Here is a 17,438-nt window from a genome sequence, read left to right as displayed (position 1 = left end):
GGGTGAGGTCGTCATGCCGCCGAGCCTGACGCGATGTCGGTACGGGTGCCGAGAGCCCGCTGATGCTGGTACCGACAGCACCTGGCAGAGGAGGAACGGGGGACCGACGATGGCGGACGTGACGACGCGGACGAGGACGGCCGCGGACTCGGGGAGCGGGTCGGCGCAGCGGCGCCGGCCGGAGCTCGCGGCCTTCCTGCGCAGCAGGCGGGCCCGGGTCACACCGGCCGACGTCGGCATGCCGCCCGGCCCGCGGCGCCGCACTCCGGGGCTGCGGCGGGAGGAGGTGGCCCAGCTCTCGGGTGTGGGCGTCACCTGGTACACCTGGCTGGAGCAGGGCCGGCCGATCAACGCGTCGGCCCAGGTGCTGGACGCGGTGGCGCGCACCCTGCGGCTGGACCCGCCGGAGCGGGAGCACCTCTACCACCTGGCGGAGGTGCCGTGCGCGCCCGCGCCGGAATCGCTCGCGCGGAGCGTGGGCCCGGAGGTCCGGGGCATCATCGACGCCCTCGCGCCCCGGCCCGCGGTGGTCTACAACTCGCGCTACGACATCCTGGCCGCCAACGCGGTGTACGAGAGCCTGTTCCTGACCCCGGCACGGGCGTCGGCCGGGACGCCGGCCAACGCGCTGCGGATGCTGTTCACGGTGCCCGAGGAGGACTGCCCGCTGCTGTTCCGGGAGACGGAGCTGCCGGTGATGGTGGCGATCCTGCGGGCGGCGTACGGCCTGCACGCCGGAGAGCCCGTCTGGGAGGACTTCATCGGCGCGCTGTCGGCGGCGAGCCCGTTGTTCACGCGACTGTGGGAGTCCGGTGACGTGGCGGAACCGGGGCGCCGCGTGAAGGTCTTCCGGCACCCGGCGGTGGGCGAGCTGCGCATGACGTCCATGTCGCTGTCGATCGACGGGATGCCGGAGTGCCGCATCGTGGTCTACACGCCGGAGGACGAGGAGACGGCGCGGCGGGCGGAGACACTGCGCGCGCAAACGGAAGATCCCGCCCCCTGAGGGACGGGATCTTCCCGAAACCGATCTTTGACCACTCGACAGAGTGCCGATCAGTGGAGCTAAGGAGAATTGAACTCCTGACCTCCTGCATGCCATGCAGGCGCTCTACCAACTGAGCTATAGCCCCTTGCGTTCTTCCCGCTCGGCGGGGCGAACAAGAAGAACTTTAGCCTGCGACCTGCCGGAAAGTGAAATCCGGGGCCGGGCCGCCCCGGGACGCTCAGTCGTCGTCGCCGAGGACCGGCTCCGGCAGGGTGCCGGCGTTGTGCTCGAGGAGCCGCCAGCCTCGGGCGCCTTCACCGAGGACGGACCAGCAGCAGTTGGAGAGGCCGCCGAGGCTCTCCCAGTCGTGCGCCTCCAGGCCGAGCAGACGGCCGATGGTGGTGCGGATCGTGCCGCCGTGGCTGACGACGACGAGCGTGCCGTCCTCGGGCAGCTTCTCGGCGTGCCGCAGCACGACGGGGGCGGAGCGGTCGGCGACCTCCGTCTCCAGTTCGCCGCCGCCGCGGCGGACGGGCTCACCGCGCTTCCACGCGGTGTACTCGTCGCCGTACCGGGAGACGATCTCCTCGTGCGTCAGCCCCTGCCAGACGCCCGCGTACGTCTCGCGCAGGGCCTCGTCGTGGGCCACCTCGAGGCCGGTGAGCGCGGCCAGCTCGGCGGCCGTGTCCGCGGCCCGCTGGAGGTCCGAGGCGATGATCGCGTCGGGCTTGAGGGAGGCCAGCAGCCTGGCGGCCCGGCGGGCCTGGGCCACGCCGGTCCCGGTCAGCGGGACGTCCGTGGTGCCCTGGAAGCGGCGTTCCACGTTCCACAGGGTCTGGCCGTGCCGCCAGAGGATGACCCGCCGGCCGCGGCCCGGCGTGCGGCCGGCCGCGGCCCCGGCACCGGGCGGGGTCGTCACCAGTCACCCCCGGGCTCGGCGTCGTCCTGGGCGGCCTGCAGCTCGGCGTGCTCCTTGGCCTTGCCCCGGGTCGCCAGGGCGTCGGCGGGCAGGTCCAGCTCGGGGCAGTCCTTCCACAGCCGCTCCAGGGCGTAGAAGACGCGCTCCTCGCTGTGCTGGACGTGGACGACGATGTCGACGTAGTCGAGCAGGACCCAGCGGGCCTCGCGGTCGCCCTCGCGGCGGACCGGCTTGGCGCCGAGTTCCTTCTGCAGGCGCTCCTCGATCTCGTCGACGATCGACTTGACCTGGCGGTCGTTGGGGGCGGAGGCCAGCAGGAAGGCGTCCGTGATCGACAGCACGTCGCTGACGTCGTAGGCGATGATGTCGTGCGCGAGCTTGTCGGCGGCCGCCTGGGCGGCGGTCCGGATGAGCTCGATGGAGCGGTCTGTGGCGGTCACTGCGTGGCTTTCCGTCGGCGGTCGTCTGACCCCTCAAGGGTCTCACGGCCACCGACGGCGCCCCACGTGAATACGCCGGGACCGGTTTGGCCGGAGGCCCGCCGCCGTGACGGGCTCCCGGCTTCCCGCCCCGGCTAGGACGACGAGGGCTCGTAGTCCTTGCCGAGGACCACCCGGACGTCCGCGTTCGCGGGGACCGTGCCCTTCGCGACGACGGTGCCGGGCAGGCCCAGGGTCTTGGCGACCTCGGTGGCGTTCTCCTTGTCGGCGGCGTCCGCGTAGAGCACCTCGGACGTGGACGCGGTGCCGCCCGGGGCCGTGCCGCCGTCCAGGAAGGTGAAGCCGCCGTTGAGCAGCACCACGCGCGCGTCCTCGACGGTGGCGTTGGTCCCGCCGGCGTTCTGCACGGAGACGCTGACCGCCGCGTCCTCGTCGGGGCTCTTCGCGGTGCCGCCGAGGACGTTCTCGACCACGCCGGCACCGGCCTCGGCGCTGAGCGTGCCGTCGGCCTCCACGGGCAGCAGGGTGGTCTTGTAGGCGCCGCTCTTGGCGAGGTCGGCGAGGTGGGCGAGGAAGGCGCCGAGGTCCTTGTCGGTGAGCGAGGGGTCGAGGATCTGCGCCAGGGTCTGCACGGTGACGGTGGCGCCCTCCGGGTCGGAGGACACCTTGCGCAGTACGGCCTGCATGACCTGGCCGAACCGCTCCAACTGGGCGTTCTGGGCCTCGCCCTCGGCGCGGTAGGTGGCGTAGGCGACGGCCGTCCTGCCGCTGAGGGTCTGGTTCTCGCCCTTGCCGACGAGCGGGGCCTGGCCCTTCTTCTTGGCGGCCGGGTCCGGTACGGCGGTGTCGGTGTCCACCTCGATGTTGCCGACGAGGTCGACGAGGTTCTGCAGATAGGGGGTGTCCAGCCGCCAGGTGCCCTGGATCCGGGTGCCGAGGACGGTGTCCAGCGACTCGCGCGTCCCCGCGGAGCCGTCACCGTCGACGGACTTCGCGAGGGTCGTCGTGGTGCCGTCGTCGGTGGTGACGACGAGGGAGTTGGGCAGCAGGACCGTGGTGCCCTGCCCGGTGGTGGTGTTGTCGACCAGCAGGACCGTGGAGGTGCCGCCCTGGGTGGTGTCGTGCAGGTGGACCACGATCACGTCGCGCTTCTGGGCGGCGGGGGCGGCCGTGGTGCCGGCCCCGGAGTCGTCGGACGACGACAGTCCCGGCAGTTTCCCTGCGTACCAGAGGTAGCCCACTCCGCCGACCGCGGTCAGCACGAGGACGACGACCAGGGCGACCAGGCGGCTGCGGGCGCGGCGCTTGGCCTCCTCGCGGCGCTCGGTGCGGTTCTCGGTGAAGTTCAGCCAGTCGATGACGTCCTCGGAATCCCCGTCGGGATCTTCGACGAACGCGAACTGTTCGGTGTGGTAATCCCGTTGGGGGCGCGCGGAGGTGTCCGGTTCCTCCTGGGCCTCCGCCGGTCCGGCCTGCTGCGGGATGTGGGCGGTCTGCCCGGCGACCCGCGGCTGCTGCCCGGCAGTGGCCGTCTGCCCGTAAGGGTCGTACGGGGCCGCGGTCCCGCCGGCCTGCTGCGCGCGCGTGCCGGTGCCGTAGGGGTCCTGGACGGGAGCCTGCCGGCCGGTGTCGTACGGGTCGTGGGCGGGGGTGACCGGCTGCCGACCGGTGTCGTACGGGTCGTGGGCGGGCGTGACGGGCTGCCGGCCCGTGTCGTACGGGTCGTGGGGCGGCTGCTGTCCCTCGCCCTGGGCGTACGGGTCGTAGCCGTAGCCCTGCTGCTGCCCGTACGGGTCGTAGGCCTGCTGCTGCGGGACCTGCCGGTACACCGGCCGGCCGTACTCGTCGTAGCCGACGAGTTCGTAGGGGGTCTCCCCGTAGCCCGCGTCGTTCTGGTCGTTCACCGGTGCCCCTCTCGGCTCACTCGCCGCGGTACAGCTCGCGCTTGTCGATGTAGCGCACGACTCCGTCCGGCACCAGATACCAGACGGGGTCGCCCTTGGCGACTCTCGCGCGGCAGTCCGTGGAGGAGATGGCCAGTGCGGGGACCTCGACGAGGGAGACTCCGCCCTCGGGGAGGCCGGGGTCCGCCAGGTTGTGGCCGGGCCGGGTGACGCCGATGAAGTGGGCGAGGGAGAACAGTTCCTCGCTGTCCCGCCAGGTCAGGATCTGGCCCAGGGCGTCCGCGCCCGTGATGAAGAAGAGGTCCGTGTCGGGATTGAGGGACCGCAGGTCCCGCAGGGTGTCCACGGTGTAGGTCGGGCCGCCGCGGTCGATGTCGATGCGGCTGACCGAGAACTGCGGGTTCTCGGCGGTGGCGATGACCGTCATCAGATAGCGGTCCTCGGCCAGGGAGACCCTGCGGTGACTCTTCTGCCACGGCTCACCGGTCGGGACGAACACGACCTCGTCCAGGTGGAACTGCGCGGCGACCTCACTGGCCGCCACGAGGTGCCCGTGGTGGATCGGGTCGAAGGTCCCGCCCATGACGCCGAGGCGGCGCTTGCCCGGCTTCGACGGCCTGTTCGACGGACCGGTAGGCATGTCCTGCTCTCCCATGCGTGCAGACCCTACCGGCCCGTCCCGAGGACACGGTCCGACCGCTGTCCGAAGTGCCCCGCTATGAACACGCCGGCCTCAGCGGTCGCGGTTGAAGAGGGTGGTGACCCACAGCAGGAGCACCAGGATCAGGAAGGCGGCACCACCGGTGACCAGGGGGCTCAGGCTCTCGTGGTTGCCACCGTGCTCCTCGCCCTCGGCGGCGAGAGTGACCAACTGGGCGGCTGCGCTGTGGAAGCTCATCTTCGGCAGGACCTATCCGATGGAGGGCGGGATAAAGATGTCGGCCCATCGTAAGCGGGCGCCCCGGCGCGCCACACGCCGACTCCGCCGTTGCGGAGGCCGGTCGTCCCACGGGCACCGACGGCGGCGGCTCCGCTGGCAGTTGCCGGGGCGGTCGGGGAGGAGGCGGACGCGGGGCGGGGAGTGCGGGGGAACCTTCCCGACGGCTCAGTCGTCTTTCCGCTTGTAGCCCCGCAACAGGAACCAGGCCGTCAGCGCACAACCCACCATCATCACGATCAGTACGACCCGGAGCAGATACCCCGAACCCTGCTGCTGCGCGGCGCCTGTGGCCTGCGCGATCCAGGCGGCGGCGGGGGTGTGCTCCATGGCGCGGGACTCCTTCGGTGTGGTGCCCGTCCACCGTAACTCCGCCCGGGACGGTCCCCGCTCCGGGAGCGCAAAGGGCTGCACAAAGGTCCGCAAAGGACCACACGTACAAGGGCCATACACACGCACTTGGGGGATGGATGTCCGACGACGGCCACGAGCACAACGGTCACGAGAACGTGCCGAGCAGGCAGCGCAGGCGCTTCCCCGGGATCTCCTCGCGTGCGTACGAGCACCCGGCCGACCGCTCCGCGCTGGTGGCGCTGCGCAAGCTGAGCGGTTTCGACACGGTCTTCAAGGCGCTCAGCGGGCTGCTGCCCGAGCGGAGTCTGCGTCTGCTGTTCCTGTCCGACTCGGTCCGCGTCTCGGACCAGCAGTTCAGCCACCTGAACGACATGCTGCGGGACGCGTGCTACATCCTGGACCTGGAGAAGGTCCCGGCGATGTACGTCACCCAGGACCCGCAGCCCAACGCCATGTGCATCGGCCTGGACGAGCCGATCATCGTGGTGACCACCGGCCTCGTCGAGCTGCTCGACGAGGAGGAGATGCGGGCCGTCGTCGGTCACGAGGTGGGCCACGCCCTCTCCGGGCACTCCGTGTACCGCACGATCCTGCTGTTCCTGACGACCCTCGCCCTCAAGGTCGCCTGGATCCCGCTGGGCAACCTCGCGATCATGGCGATCGTGACCGCGCTGCGCGAGTGGTTCCGCAAGTCGGAGCTGTCCGCGGACCGGGCCGGCCTTCTGGTCGGCCAGGACCTGAAGGCCTCGATGCGCGGCCTGATGAAGATCGCGGGCGGCAACCACCTGCACGAGATGAACGTGGACGCGTTCCTCAAGCAGGCCGAGGAGTACGAGGCCGGCGGTGACCTGCGCGACTCCGTGCTGAAGATCCTCAACGTGCTGCCCCGCTCCCACCCCTTCACCACCGTGCGCGCGGCCGAGCTGAAGAAGTGGGCCGAGTCCCGCGACCACCAGCGGATCCTGGACGGTCACTACCCGCGTCGCACCGAGGACAAGGAGACCTCGGTCACCGACTCCTTCCGCGAGTCGGCCTCGCACTACGCCGATCACGTGAAGAGCTCGAAGGACCCGCTGATGAAGCTGGTCACCGACCTCGCGGGCGGGGCGGGCAACCTGGGCGGCCGGGTGCGCCGCGGTTTCGACGGCTTCACCGGCAGCGCACCTTCGCAGGAGCGTCCGACGGACGCGCCCCCGCGCGACGAGGCCTGACGGGACCCGGCCGGCGGGGCACACCCGCGCCACCGTCCGGGCCCCGCCGGCCCGGCTCCCATCGGCTCAGCCCCCGCCGGCCCGGCCCCCGCCGGTCGGACCTCTGCCGGCCCTCGCCCCCGTTGGCGCGCCCCGCTCCCCGGGCCCGTCCTTCCCGCTCTCGCCCCTCCGCCCCCCAGTCCCTCCGGCCTTGGTCTCTCCCCGACCCCAGTCCCTCCGGCCCCGCCGCTCACACGCTCGGCTGTGCGCTCGCCGCCAGCGATCCGCAGAGCGCCGTGGCCCCGCCCGTCGCGTAGGGGTCGGTGCCGGCCGGGCCGCCCGTCCCGGCGGTCTGGCCGGCGAGCAGGGGCCGCAGATGGTTCGTGGAGTCCTCGCCGCAGGACAGCGGGCCGGCCTGCACGTAGGAGACGATCAGCTGGGTCTGGCGCAGCCGCAGGTCGTCGCGGTCGAAGCGGAACTGGAGCTCGCGGCGGACGGTGAACAGCGAGACCGGGGTCTCGGCCTCGGCTCCGGCCGGGCGCAGGGCGTAGACGAAGGTGTGGTCGGCGGTGACCTCGAGGGTGGCGGCGTCGGCCTCGGCGGCCTGGAGGGTGCCCTGGACGCGGATCCCTCGGTCGGCGAGTTCGGCGCGGGCGGGGTCGAAGCGCACGAGCCATCCGGTGGGCGCGTGCCGTCCGTCGGCGGCCGGGTGGGTGAAGCTCTCGTCGAACTGGCCGAGCTGATCGGGGGTAAGCAGCATGCGTACGGGTCTGACCTGCTGCCCGGTGAGCACCTCCGGGTAGAGCGAGGAGCGCACGATGTAGTCCTTGGCGGTGGTCAGGGCGGTGACGACCTGGCTGTCGGAGAAGTGCGCGGTGCGCCGGGAGGGCGGCAGCGGGATGCCCTCGGCACCGAGGCGGTACCCGGCGGCGGGGCTGTGCGCGAACAGGCGGGCGGGATCGGGGGTGCCGGGCACGACGCCCTGCGGGGCGAGCGGGATGACGGTCATCCGCAGCGGCTCGGCGGCCCGGCGGGCGGCCGGGTTCTGGTAGGGGTGCCGGACGCCCATGTAGATCGCGGTGCCGAAGGCGAGGGCGATCAGCAGGACCAGGGCGAAGGCCTGCCGGGACAGACCGGTCCGCCGCGCGGGCGGGCGACGGCGTACGGCGGGGGCGTGGTCGGCGATGCGCTCCTCGGCGGAGTACTCCTGCAGGCGGGCAGCGCGGACGAACGACTCGTCGAAGACGACGGATCGGTACTCGTCCTCGCCGCCACCGGGGGTTCCCTCGGGTGCCCCCTCCGGTGGCTCTCCGGGCCCGCCCATACCTTCAGAGTAGGTCGCCGGAAGCCCGGGTAAACGCCCCGCTGCGCCACAAGTTCTGACAGGTTCTCACCCGGTCGGCGGCACTCGCTCAGGGTGTGTGCGGGACGGCCGCGACGGGCGGCCGCACCTGGTCGGCGGAGGCGGACGGGACCGGCCCGGTACCGGTCTCGAGGCCGGTCGACGTGGGTGACGGAGCGTGGTCGCGGTCGCCGGAGGAGGCGGCTCCCCGGTAGACCGCGGCGAAGGCCAGCGCGACCATGCCCACGCCCATGATCACGGCGAGGATCCAGGCGACGGGCCGGTGCCAGCGGACCTGCTTGCCGTACGGCCCGAAACCGCCGTGCCGGCGGCCCCAGGTGTCCGGGTCGTCGGGGTCCCCCGCGTCGTCCGGATCGTCGTGGTCCGGATCAGGGCCGAAGGCGCCAAGCCCGTACAGGTCGTCGTAGTCGTAGTGGTCGCCGCGGGCGCGTCGGGCTTCCGCCTCCGAGGCCTCGGCTCTCGCCTGTGCGGCGGCCAGGAGGCGCTCGACGGCGGTCGGCTCGTGCACCGGCGCCGCCCGCACGAAGGCCTCGTCGAAGACCACGGAGGCGAACTCTTCGTCCGACACCCCGCGGTCGTGGTCGTCGTCGGGCTTCCAGCCGTCCGGGAACGGCGTGCCCCCCACGTCCTCCGGCACGGATCCAGAGTAGACCTGGGGGGTCAATTTGGGCAGACGGTACGGAAATTCATCCGTCTGCTGAGACGCCTCTCACGCCCCTGACGGACGCCGTCGCGCCCCCGTCAGCGCCGTACGTGGCCGTCGCCGGTGACGATGTACTTGGTGCTGGTCAGCTCCGGCAGGCCCATGGGGCCGCGGGCGTGCAGCTTCTGGGTGGAGATGCCGATCTCCGCGCCGAAGCCGAACTGGCCGCCGTCGGTGAAGCGGGTGGAGGCGTTCACGGCGACCGTCGTGGAGTCGACCAACTGGGTGAACCGGCGGGCGGCCTGCTGGGAGGTGGTCACGATGGCCTCGGTGTGGCCGGAGGTCCACAGCCGGATGTGCTCGACGGCCTTGTCGAGCGAGTCGACGACGGCGGCGGCGATGTCGTGGGAGAGGTACTCGGTCTCCCAGTCCTCCGGGGTGGCCTCGACGACGGTCGCCCGGGAGTCCTTGGCGTAGGCCAGGACGCGTTCGTCGGCGTGGACGGTGACCCCGGCGTCCGCGAGGGCGTCGAGGGCGCGGGGCAGGAACTCGGGGGCGATGTCCTGGTGGACCAGGAGGGTCTCGGCGGCGTTGCAGACGCTGACCCGGTGGGCCTTGGAGTTGATGAGGATGTCGACCGCCATGTCGAGGTCGGCCTGGGCGTCGACGTAGACGTGGCAGTTCCCGGTGCCGGTCTCGATCACCGGAACGGTCGACTCCGATACGACCGTCCGGATCAGCGAGGCGCCGCCGCGCGGGATCAGCACGTCGACGAGGCCGCGGGCGCGCATCAGCTCGCGCACGCTCTCCCGGCCCTCCCCCGGCACGAGCTGGACGGCGTCGGCGGGCAGCCCGGCGCCGCCGACGGCGTCGCGGATCACCCGCACCAGAGCGCTGTTCGACGCGTAGGCGGAGCCGGAGCCGCGCAGCAGGACCGCGTTGCCGGACTTCAGGCACAGGGCGGCGGCGTCGACGGTGACGTTCGGGCGGGCCTCGTAGATGATGCCGACCACGCCGAGCGGGACGCGGACCTGGCGCAGGTCGATGCCGTTCGGAAGGGTGGAGCCGCGCACCACCTCGCCGACGGGGTCGGGCAGGGCGACGACGTCGCGCACGTCGGAGGCGATGGCCCGCACCCGCTCCGGGGTGAGGGTGAGCCGGTCGACGATCGCCTCGCCGGTGCCGGCCTCGCGGGCCTTGGCGACGTCCCTGGCGTTGGCCTCGACGATCTCGCTCGTACGGACCTCCAGCGCGTCCGCGATGGCGAGCAGCGCGTCGTCCTTGGCGGCCCGCGGCAGCGGCGCGAGGTCGGCGGCGGCCGCCTTGGCGCGGTAGGCGGCCTGGGTCACCGGGGAGAGGGCGTCGTACGGCGAGAGCGTGGTCATGGGAAAAGGGTAGTGCGCGGCGCGGGCCCGTTCACGGCTCGTTCCACACCCCGAGACACCGTTCCGGGCACCGGTCGAGCCGCCTCCCCGGGCTCCCGCCCTGAGCCGGGCGGGGACGGGCGGAACCGGGCGGGGACGGCCCAGGTCACCCGGGGCCTGGCCGGGCCGGGCGAAGCCACCCGGGGCCGGGCCGGGTCAGTAGGGGTGGACCCCGACGGGGGTCGCCGGGGCCGGGCCGTAGCCCTCGGCGATGCGCTGGTGGTAGGTCCGGCGGTCGATGACCTCCAGGCCGACGATCTCCCACGGCGGGAGGCCGGCCGTCTGCCGGTGCTCGCCCCACAGGCGCAGGGCGACGGCGGCCGCGTCGTGCAGGTCGCGGGCCTCCTCCCAGTAGCGGATCTCCGCGTGGTCGACGGCGTAGCGGCTGGTCAGGAGGAAGGGGTGGTCGTGGGCGAGCTGCTCCAGGGCGCGCCGCACCTCCGTGAGGTCGGCCTCCTCGCCGGAGACGCTGAGGGTGACGTGCCACAGCCGGGGCAGGTCCGCGGGGCGGGTCCGCCCCGGGGCTCCGTCCTCCTGCCGCCCCCGGTAGTTCTCCCCGGCCGCCACGCTCGTCAGGGCGCGTTCCTCGCCCACCGGGCGCGAGGCCGCCGGACTCGCCCCGCCGACGCTCCCACGGGCCGCTGCCACCCCAGGGCGTACTCGTCTCACGACGGCCTCCTTCACGCAGCGCTCGTGCGGAACATGCCCCATGTCCCCGAGACAAAGTTGAGCAGGCCGCACGGCTCCGTGGGGCCGTTTCACGGAACGTCCCCCACCGGTACGGACCGTTCGAGCGCCGCCGGAGGCCGCCGTTCGACCGCCGGGGCGGCGGCCTCAGGGGTGCAGGATCACCAGGTCGTCCCGGTGGACGACCTCCCGCTCGTACTCGGCGCCGAGCTCGCGCGCCAGTTCGCGGGTGGAGCGGCCGAGCAGCTGGGGGATCTCCTTGGCGTCGAAGTTGACGAGGCCGCGGGCCACGGCGTGCCCGGAGCCGTCGCGCAGCTCGACCGGGTCGCCCGCGCTGAAGTCGCCCTCGACGGCGGCGATCCCGGCCGGCAGCAGCGAGGTGCGGCGTTCGACGACCGCCCGCACGGCTCCGTCGTCCAGGGTCAGCGAGCCCTGCGGGGTGGACGCGTGCTGGAGCCACAGCAGCCGGCCGGCGGAGCGCTTGCCGGTGGCGTGGAAGTAGGTGCCGGTGTCACCGCCCGAGAGGGCGTCGGCCGCGTGGACGGCGCTGGTGAGGACGACGGGGATGCCCGCGGCGGCCGCGATCCGGGCGGCCTCGACCTTGGTGACCATGCCGCCGGTCCCGACGCCCGCCTTGCCGGCGCTGCCGATCTCGACGCCGTCCAGGTCGGCGGGTTCGCGCACCTCGGCGATCCGCGAGGTGCCGGGTTTGCTGGGGTTGCCGTCGTACACGCCGTCGATGTCGGAGAGGAGCACGAGGAGGTCGGCGTGGACGAGGTGGGCGACGAGGGCGGCGAGCCGGTCGTTGTCACCGAAGCGGATCTCGTCGGTGGCGACGGTGTCGTTCTCGTTGACGACCGGGAAGGCACCCATCGCGAGCAGCTCGTCGAGGGTGCGGGAGGCGTTGCGGTGGTGGGCGCGGCGGCTCATGTCGTCGGAGGTGAGCAGGACCTGGCCGACGCGGACGCCGTAGCGGGCGAAGGAGGCGGTGTAGCGGGCCACGAGGAGGCCCTGGCCGACGCTGGCCGCGGCCTGCTGCCGGGCGAGGTCCTTCGGCCGGCGGCGCAGGCCCAGCGGTGCCAGTCCGGCGGCGATCGCGCCGGAGGAGACCAGCACGATCTCGCGCTCTCCCGCACCCGCCCGTCTCCCGCCACCGCCCTCGGCCGAGGTCCTGCGGGCCACTCCCTCTTTCCGGATCTTGGCGAGGACGTCGACGAGGGCGTCCACCCGGTCGGCGTCCAGGCCGCCGGAGGCGGTGGTCAGCGACGAGGAGCCCACCTTGACCACGATCCTGCGGGCCTCGCGCACGGCCTGCCTTGCCCCTGCCACCTTGTTCTTCGTCCCCTCGCGTAGTCCACGGCTGCCCCGTCACGCAATCTACGCGAACGGGGGCGGAGGGCGCGCCGGGGTTTCACGTGCCGGGACGGTCACGCCGCGCTCACGGCCGTTCACTCGGCGCTCGCGGACGTTCACCGTTCGCGGAGGGCAAAGAGCCTGTGCGGGTTCCACAGGAAGTTTGAAGAGATCCAAAATTTCCTTCGAAGTTCGCGTGACCTAAAGTTCGGCCTGTGAAGCGCATACTCCTGAGGTCGGGGAAGAGCCCCTTCGACGTACTTCCCGTCGAGGAGGCCCTGCACCGCGATGTGATCGCCACCAACTCCGGCAACCTGATCTTCAGCGATGCCGCCCACAAGATCCTCACCACTCCGGACACCGAGGTGGTCTCGAACGGCATGCGGACCGAGGTGGCCGCGGCGGGGCGGATCAACGAGGAGTACGACGCCTTCGTCGTGCCCCTCGCCAACGCCTTCAGGCCGTCGTTCGAACCGGCGCTCCAGCGGCTGACCCGGCTCATCGGGAAGCTGCGCATCCCGGTCGTGGTGCTGGGCGTCGGCGCGCAGGCCGGCCTCGACCAGGACCCCGCGCGGCTGAAGGCCATGGAGCCCACCGTGCGGGCGTTCTGCTCGGCGGTGCTGGAGCGCAGCGCGTCGATCGGCGTGCGGGGCGAGTTCACCGAGAAGTACCTGACCGGCATGGGCTTCCGGGACGTGGAGGTCATCGGCTGCCCGTCGATGTTCCTGCACGGCGACCGGCTGACCGTGGAGAAGCGGGCCGCGTCGCTCACCCCGGAGTCGCGCATAGCCGTCAACGGCTCGCACACCGCGGTGCGCAGCGGGGGTCTGCACAGGATCATCACGCGGACCCACGCGCACTACCCGAACCTGCGGTACATAGGCCAGAACCTCACCGACGCCAAGCAGCTCCACTGGCGTGACGTGGACTCCCCGGCCGGCCGCGTGACGCAGATGCCGACCCACCCCGACCACCCGATGTACCGGGAGGACAAGGTCCGGGTGTACGTCGACCCGGTCACCTGGATGGACGACCTCCGCGAGTTCGACTACTCGTTCGGCTCGCGGATCCACGGCAACATCGCGGCGCTGCTGGCGGGCACGCCCGCGACGGTGCTGGCCTTCGACTCGCGCACGCTGGAGCTGTGCCGCTACTTCGAGATCCCGCACCGGATCCTCAACGAGGTGCCCGCGGACCTCGACCCGGCCGTCCTGTACGAGGAGGCGGACTTCGGTCCGCTGACCGGCAACCACCGGGAGCGCTTCGAGCGGTTCACCGGCTTCCTCGACAAGAACGGCCTGGAGAACACCTTCACGCACGGCGACGGCGGTGCGGCCTTCGACAAGAAGCTGCGGTCGCTGTCCTTCCCGGCCGGGGTGCGGCCCTGGAACGACACGGACCTCGCCTCGCTGACGAGCCGGTTCGGATGGCTGCAGCAGCGGGTCGACCGACTGGACGCGCAGAACACCGAGTTGAAGCGGGAGCTGGCGAAGAGCCGGGCGGCGGCACGGGGCGCGGCCAAGGCCGCGCTGGTCACCCCGTCGATCTACCGGCGTGCCCGGCGGGTGGTCGGGGGGCCGCTGCGGCGGGCGCTGAAGCCGTCGAAGTAGCCCCCGGCACCTTGGGGGCCGTGGCGGCCCCGGCGGGGTTCCCGCCCCCGCACGGCCGCCGTGGCCGTCCTCGTCACGCCGCCGCCGTCACCCGGGTCCTCAGCCGGCGCAGGACGCGCCGCACCTTGCGGGTCGCCCGGCGCAGGAAGGACTCGGCCGGGCCCTGGCGCCAGCCCGGGAAATCCCTGGCCTCCCGGGGCTCGGCGAGGTAGACCCGGTCCGGGACGCCGGCCGCCCGGTCCCGGAAGTGCGGGTAGGCGAGGTAGAGCCGCGTGCCGCGCTTCTCCAGGACGGGGTCGGGCTCGCGCTTGGCCTTGATGAACTCGATGACCTCCGCGAGGAGGTCGGGGCGCCTCTCGGCGACCAGGTGCAGGCGCAGCCGCTCGTGGACACGGAGGCGGTGGGAGACGCCCTCGTTCCAGTACGCGTCCATCAGCGGCCCGGCCAGTTCGAGTTTGGTGCGCCGGATCTCCTCGTCGTTCCTGAGGAAGACCGGGCCGAACTGCGGCAGGAGGGTCACCAGGAACGGGCGGACCATGAGCACGTCCCGCTTGGGGCCGGGCGGCAGCATCCGGGCGATCAGCTCCATCAGGGCGCGCGCGGAGTCGAAGCGCAGGGTGTAGCTGCCGCTCTTGGTCACGTGCTTGCCGTCGCTGCGGCCCACCAGGTAGTAACAGGTGTGGTCGGCGACCACGGAGACGCCGTCGGCCCGCAGGTAGGCCTCCATGGTGAACACCGCGTCCTCGCCGGTCCACAGGGACTCGTCGAAGCGGATGCCGTGCCGCTCCAGCAGCGCGCGCCGGAACAGCTTCTGCGCGCTGAGCGTGAACTTGATGTTGGACGAGAAGACGTCGGTCCGTTCCAAGGTCTTTCCCCACATGGAGCGGGGTGCCTTGCGGTTGACGCCCTCGACGCGGCCGAGGACCACGTCCGTGCCGTTGCGGTCGGCCATGGCGACCATGCGCTCCAGGGCCTCGGGCCCGAGCCGGTCGTCGGCGTCGAGGAAGAAGACGTAACGGCCGGTGGCCTTGGCCAGGCCGACGTTGCGCGGGCCGCTGGGGCCGCCGGAGTTCGCCTGGCGGATCACGGTGACCGCCATGGGCACGCGGGCGGCGAACTCCTCCAGGTAGTCGCCGCTGCCGTCCGTGGAGCCGTCGTCGACCGCGATCACCTCGACGCGCGCCGGGTCCAGGGACTGCGCCTCCACCGATGCCAGGCATTCGACCAGGTACGGCATCGCCTCGTACGCCCCGATGATCACGCTGACATCGGGCTCCACCACGGTCACTTCTCCCCCTCGTCATGCACGGTTCTCCCCCTGGCCAACGATCCGGCAACCCGGTAGACGGGGGATTACGGAACGGGGTTGCGCGCGTTACCGGCGCCCTGGATGTGTGCCGCGTCACAGCCTACGGAAACGGACGGGCCCCCGGAGATTCCCTCTCCGGGGGCCCGTCCGACGGCGTACGGCCGATGGCGTACCGGTGTCTCAGGCCGCGGTCACGCCACCCTCCGCCAGCTCCGCCTCTCCGGCCTCCGCGACGACGTGGGACTCCTGGCCGGCGTTGCGGACCTCGGCCTTCAGCGCGAGGTCGGCGACGGCTGCGTCGAACCGCTCGATGGAGGTCGGCTCGTCAGGGCCGAGCAGGTACTCCTTCAGTTCCTTGCGGTCCTCGGCCAGCGTGTCGGCGGCCGGGTCGCGGACGGCGTCCAGCAGCTGCTGCACCCCGGCGGCGTCGTTGGTGAGGATCACGGCCGCGCGCACCGCGGTGTTCTGCCGCCGGAACTCCTCCGCGCCCAGCTCCGCCGAGTCGGTGACGGCGTACGGCTTGCCGCTGGCGATGAAGTCGGAGACGACGCTGGAGATGTCCGAGACCATCGCCTCGGAGGCGTTGAAGCAGTCGTACAGCCGTGGCTCGCCGCCCGTGACGACGCGGTGCTCGTACGACGGGAAGGAGCGCCAGTAGGCGTCGTTCCACTCGGCGCGCAGCCGGGCGGCCTCCTGGTGCTTGCGCAGGTCGACGAGGCCGTCGCGGCTCGTCACCGCCTCGTCGGCCTTCGCGTCGAAGGCGAGGGAGAGCCTGTCGAGGCGGGCCTTGAGGCGGGTCAGCTCGGCCCGGGCCTCCGCCTGGGCGGCCGGGTCCGCGGTGAACCGGGGGTCGGCGGCGCGCTCGGCGGCGGCCTTCTCCACCAGGGCGGTGATCCTGTGGTGCGCGGCGCGGGCCTTGGCGCTGCGGGTGCCGGTGAAGGGGTGCGGCTTGTACAGGACCCGGACCGGGGGTTCGGCCGCGACCAGCTTCCTCACGATGTTCTCGCCGGCCAGCAGGATCGAGGTGTTGCCCGGGTCGTCGTCCCAGCCCTCCCAGGTGGGCGCGTACAGCACGGTCGGGATCCGGTCCGCCGGCGCGCCCTGCCAGGGCTCGATGGGCGCGAGCTGCGGGCGGCCCACCTCGACGATGTCCTCGTCGCGGATGCCGACGTCGGCGATGGCGTAGCGGTCGCGGCCCGCACGGCCCGCGGTCCACACCTCGTCGTACACCTTGCTGAAGGGATTGACGCTGGCGAGCTTGTCGCTGTCGCCGTGGCCGATGAAGACGTGCTTCATGGTGGGCACGCGCAGCAGGTGGATGTTCTTGCCGACGTTCGCCGCGTACAACGCGACCCGCACCATGGAGAGGTCCATGTTCATCAGGTGCACCCCCCCGGGCACGCAGACGACCGGGACCGTGGTGGGCGCCATCTTCTCCAGGATGACGCGCTCCCGCAGGATGATCAGCGGGCGGGACTCCAGCTGCTCCATCGTCTCCAGCCACATGTTGAGCTGGTAGGCGGAGTCGGCGGAGCCGGAGAAGTACAGCACCGTCTCCGGGCGGTACTCGCGCAGCCAGGCGCTGACGGCCTTGAGCACCTTGTCGGCCTTCGGCGGGATCCGCTCGGCGCGCAGGTACGGCATCAGCGCGAGGACGTACAGGGCGCCCAGGCCGAGGGTGACGCCGACCCCGGCGAAGCCCGCGGCCTCGCTGTCGGTGACGGCGTACGCGAGCAGGCCCGCGACGGCCGCGAGGTCGAGGTGGAGCATCTTCACGTCGGCCCGGCGCAGCAGCGGGCGCGGCGGGGCGTCGGGGACGGGCAGGCGGGAGACCAGGTCGACGTTGCGGGTCGCGACCGGCATCTGACGTCGGTTGCCGATCAGGGTGACCAGGGCGCCGTGCGGGGCCTGGAGGCCGAAGAAGACGGTGAAGCAGGCGATCGCCGCGTAGAAGACCGGCTCCTCCGACAGCTCGAGCCGGGCCAGGAGCAGGATCAGGAGCAGTTCCCTGACCAGGAACCGGGTCGACAGGCCGGCCCTGACCTTGCCCAGGAGGCTGACGAGGTAGCTGCCCTTGCGGTGGAGGTGGAGGTCGGCGAGGTAGGTCACGGCCGCCGCGGCGGCGAAGGCGGGGACGTTCGGGACGAGCGCGGCCAGCATGAGGCAGGGGAAGCCCAGCGTCATGAGGGCCGCCGCGGCCAGCTCGGCCACGCTGCCCACCCGGGCGACGCGAATGGCGGTCGTTATCACGGAGAAACCTGCTCTGGGAGGGGGCCGGTCAGTGAATCCGAAAAGTCCGGAAAATACGTTGTGAAGG

The 17,438-nt window shown here is 72.2% G+C and carries 16 protein-coding genes and 1 tRNA gene; 3 read left to right on the top strand and 14 right to left on the bottom strand.

Translation table 11 applies throughout. From position 1 onward, the window contains the following. The first annotated feature begins 109 nt into the window (after positions 1–109). Positions 110–1,006, top strand: a complete 897-nt coding sequence (locus tag ACZ5FU_RS16870) for a helix-turn-helix transcriptional regulator (RefSeq protein ID WP_451528208.1) — start codon at positions 110–112, stop codon at positions 1,004–1,006. Positions 1,007–1,060: 54 nt separating this feature from the next. On the opposite strand, the gene ACZ5FU_RS16865 is transcribed toward ACZ5FU_RS16870, so the two are convergent. The 7 genes from ACZ5FU_RS16865 to ACZ5FU_RS16835 form a co-directional block, all read right to left on the bottom strand. Further along, a tRNA-Ala gene (locus ACZ5FU_RS16865) sits at positions 1,061–1,133 on the bottom strand. A gap of 93 nt (positions 1,134–1,226) precedes the next feature. Next, positions 1,227–1,907: a histidine phosphatase family protein gene (locus tag ACZ5FU_RS16860; protein ID WP_451528207.1), complete on the bottom strand. Its 681-nt coding sequence runs from the start codon at positions 1,905–1,907 to the stop codon at positions 1,227–1,229. Beyond that, positions 1,904–2,347, bottom strand: a complete 444-nt coding sequence (gene rsfS / locus ACZ5FU_RS16855; protein WP_451528206.1) for a ribosome silencing factor — start codon at positions 2,345–2,347, stop codon at positions 1,904–1,906. The genes ACZ5FU_RS16860 and rsfS overlap by 4 nt, the downstream gene beginning before the upstream one ends. A gap of 134 nt (positions 2,348–2,481) precedes the next feature. After that, on the bottom strand, positions 2,482–4,251 hold the full coding sequence (locus tag ACZ5FU_RS16850; protein WP_469045487.1) for an LCP family protein: 1,770 nt from the start codon (positions 4,249–4,251) through the stop codon (positions 2,482–2,484). A 16-nt stretch (positions 4,252–4,267) separates the two neighbouring features. Next, complete coding sequence (nadD, locus tag ACZ5FU_RS16845) at positions 4,268–4,906, bottom strand: nicotinate-nucleotide adenylyltransferase (RefSeq protein ID WP_451528204.1); 639 nt, start codon at positions 4,904–4,906, stop codon at positions 4,268–4,270. A 78-nt stretch (positions 4,907–4,984) separates the two neighbouring features. After that, complete coding sequence (locus tag ACZ5FU_RS16840; RefSeq protein WP_451528203.1) at positions 4,985–5,149, bottom strand: hypothetical protein; 165 nt, start codon at positions 5,147–5,149, stop codon at positions 4,985–4,987. A gap of 207 nt (positions 5,150–5,356) precedes the next feature. Then, the gene (locus tag ACZ5FU_RS16835) at positions 5,357–5,518 is read right to left on the bottom strand and encodes a hypothetical protein (RefSeq protein ID WP_451528202.1); all 162 of its coding nucleotides are present in this window, start codon (positions 5,516–5,518) and stop codon (positions 5,357–5,359) included. A 140-nt stretch (positions 5,519–5,658) separates the two neighbouring features. Here ACZ5FU_RS16835 and ACZ5FU_RS16830 point away from each other — a divergent pair, with 140 nt between their 5' ends. Continuing rightward, positions 5,659–6,753, top strand: coding sequence for a M48 family metallopeptidase (locus ACZ5FU_RS16830; protein ID WP_468836121.1), 1,095 nt, complete (start codon positions 5,659–5,661; stop codon positions 6,751–6,753). A gap of 229 nt (positions 6,754–6,982) precedes the next feature. Here the strand turns inward: ACZ5FU_RS16830 and ACZ5FU_RS16825 are convergent, their stop codons facing one another. From ACZ5FU_RS16825 to proB, 5 genes are all read right to left on the bottom strand, one after another. Continuing rightward, a complete protein-coding gene (locus tag ACZ5FU_RS16825) occupies positions 6,983–8,056 on the bottom strand; it encodes an SCO2583 family membrane protein (RefSeq protein WP_469045486.1) in 1,074 nt (357 codons plus the stop codon). An 88-nt stretch (positions 8,057–8,144) separates the two neighbouring features. Continuing rightward, positions 8,145–8,732: an SCO2584 family spore wall biosynthesis protein gene (locus ACZ5FU_RS16820; protein ID WP_469045485.1), complete on the bottom strand. Its 588-nt coding sequence runs from the start codon at positions 8,730–8,732 to the stop codon at positions 8,145–8,147. Positions 8,733–8,836: 104 nt separating this feature from the next. Next, positions 8,837–10,123, bottom strand: a complete 1,287-nt coding sequence (locus ACZ5FU_RS16815) for a glutamate-5-semialdehyde dehydrogenase (RefSeq protein ID WP_451528198.1) — start codon at positions 10,121–10,123, stop codon at positions 8,837–8,839. A gap of 195 nt (positions 10,124–10,318) precedes the next feature. Continuing rightward, positions 10,319–10,831, bottom strand: coding sequence for a hypothetical protein (locus ACZ5FU_RS16810; protein ID WP_451528197.1), 513 nt, complete (start codon positions 10,829–10,831; stop codon positions 10,319–10,321). A gap of 165 nt (positions 10,832–10,996) precedes the next feature. Then, positions 10,997–12,157, bottom strand: coding sequence for a glutamate 5-kinase (gene proB, locus ACZ5FU_RS16805; protein ID WP_451528265.1), 1,161 nt, complete (start codon positions 12,155–12,157; stop codon positions 10,997–10,999). Positions 12,158–12,417: 260 nt separating this feature from the next. Here proB and ACZ5FU_RS16800 point away from each other — a divergent pair, with 260 nt between their 5' ends. Continuing rightward, positions 12,418–13,812 (top strand): polysaccharide pyruvyl transferase family protein, encoded by a 1,395-nt coding sequence (locus ACZ5FU_RS16800; RefSeq protein WP_451775759.1) that lies wholly within the window; start codon positions 12,418–12,420, stop codon positions 13,810–13,812. Between the two features lie 73 nt (positions 13,813–13,885). Here the strand turns inward: ACZ5FU_RS16800 and ACZ5FU_RS16795 are convergent, their stop codons facing one another. Beyond that, on the bottom strand, positions 13,886–15,100 hold the full coding sequence (locus ACZ5FU_RS16795; RefSeq protein WP_451775760.1) for a glycosyltransferase family 2 protein: 1,215 nt from the start codon (positions 15,098–15,100) through the stop codon (positions 13,886–13,888). Between the two features lie 201 nt (positions 15,101–15,301). After that, entirely contained in the window at positions 15,302–17,371 is a 2,070-nt protein-coding gene (locus ACZ5FU_RS16790; RefSeq protein WP_468836141.1) for a hypothetical protein, read from the bottom strand. Between the last annotated feature and the right edge of the window lie 67 nt (positions 17,372–17,438).

The sequence above is a fragment of the Streptomyces sp. NPDC031554 genome (assembly GCF_055580685.1).
The sequence above is the reverse complement of the archived record's forward strand: the minus strand, read 5'-3'. Positions and strand labels throughout refer to the sequence as shown.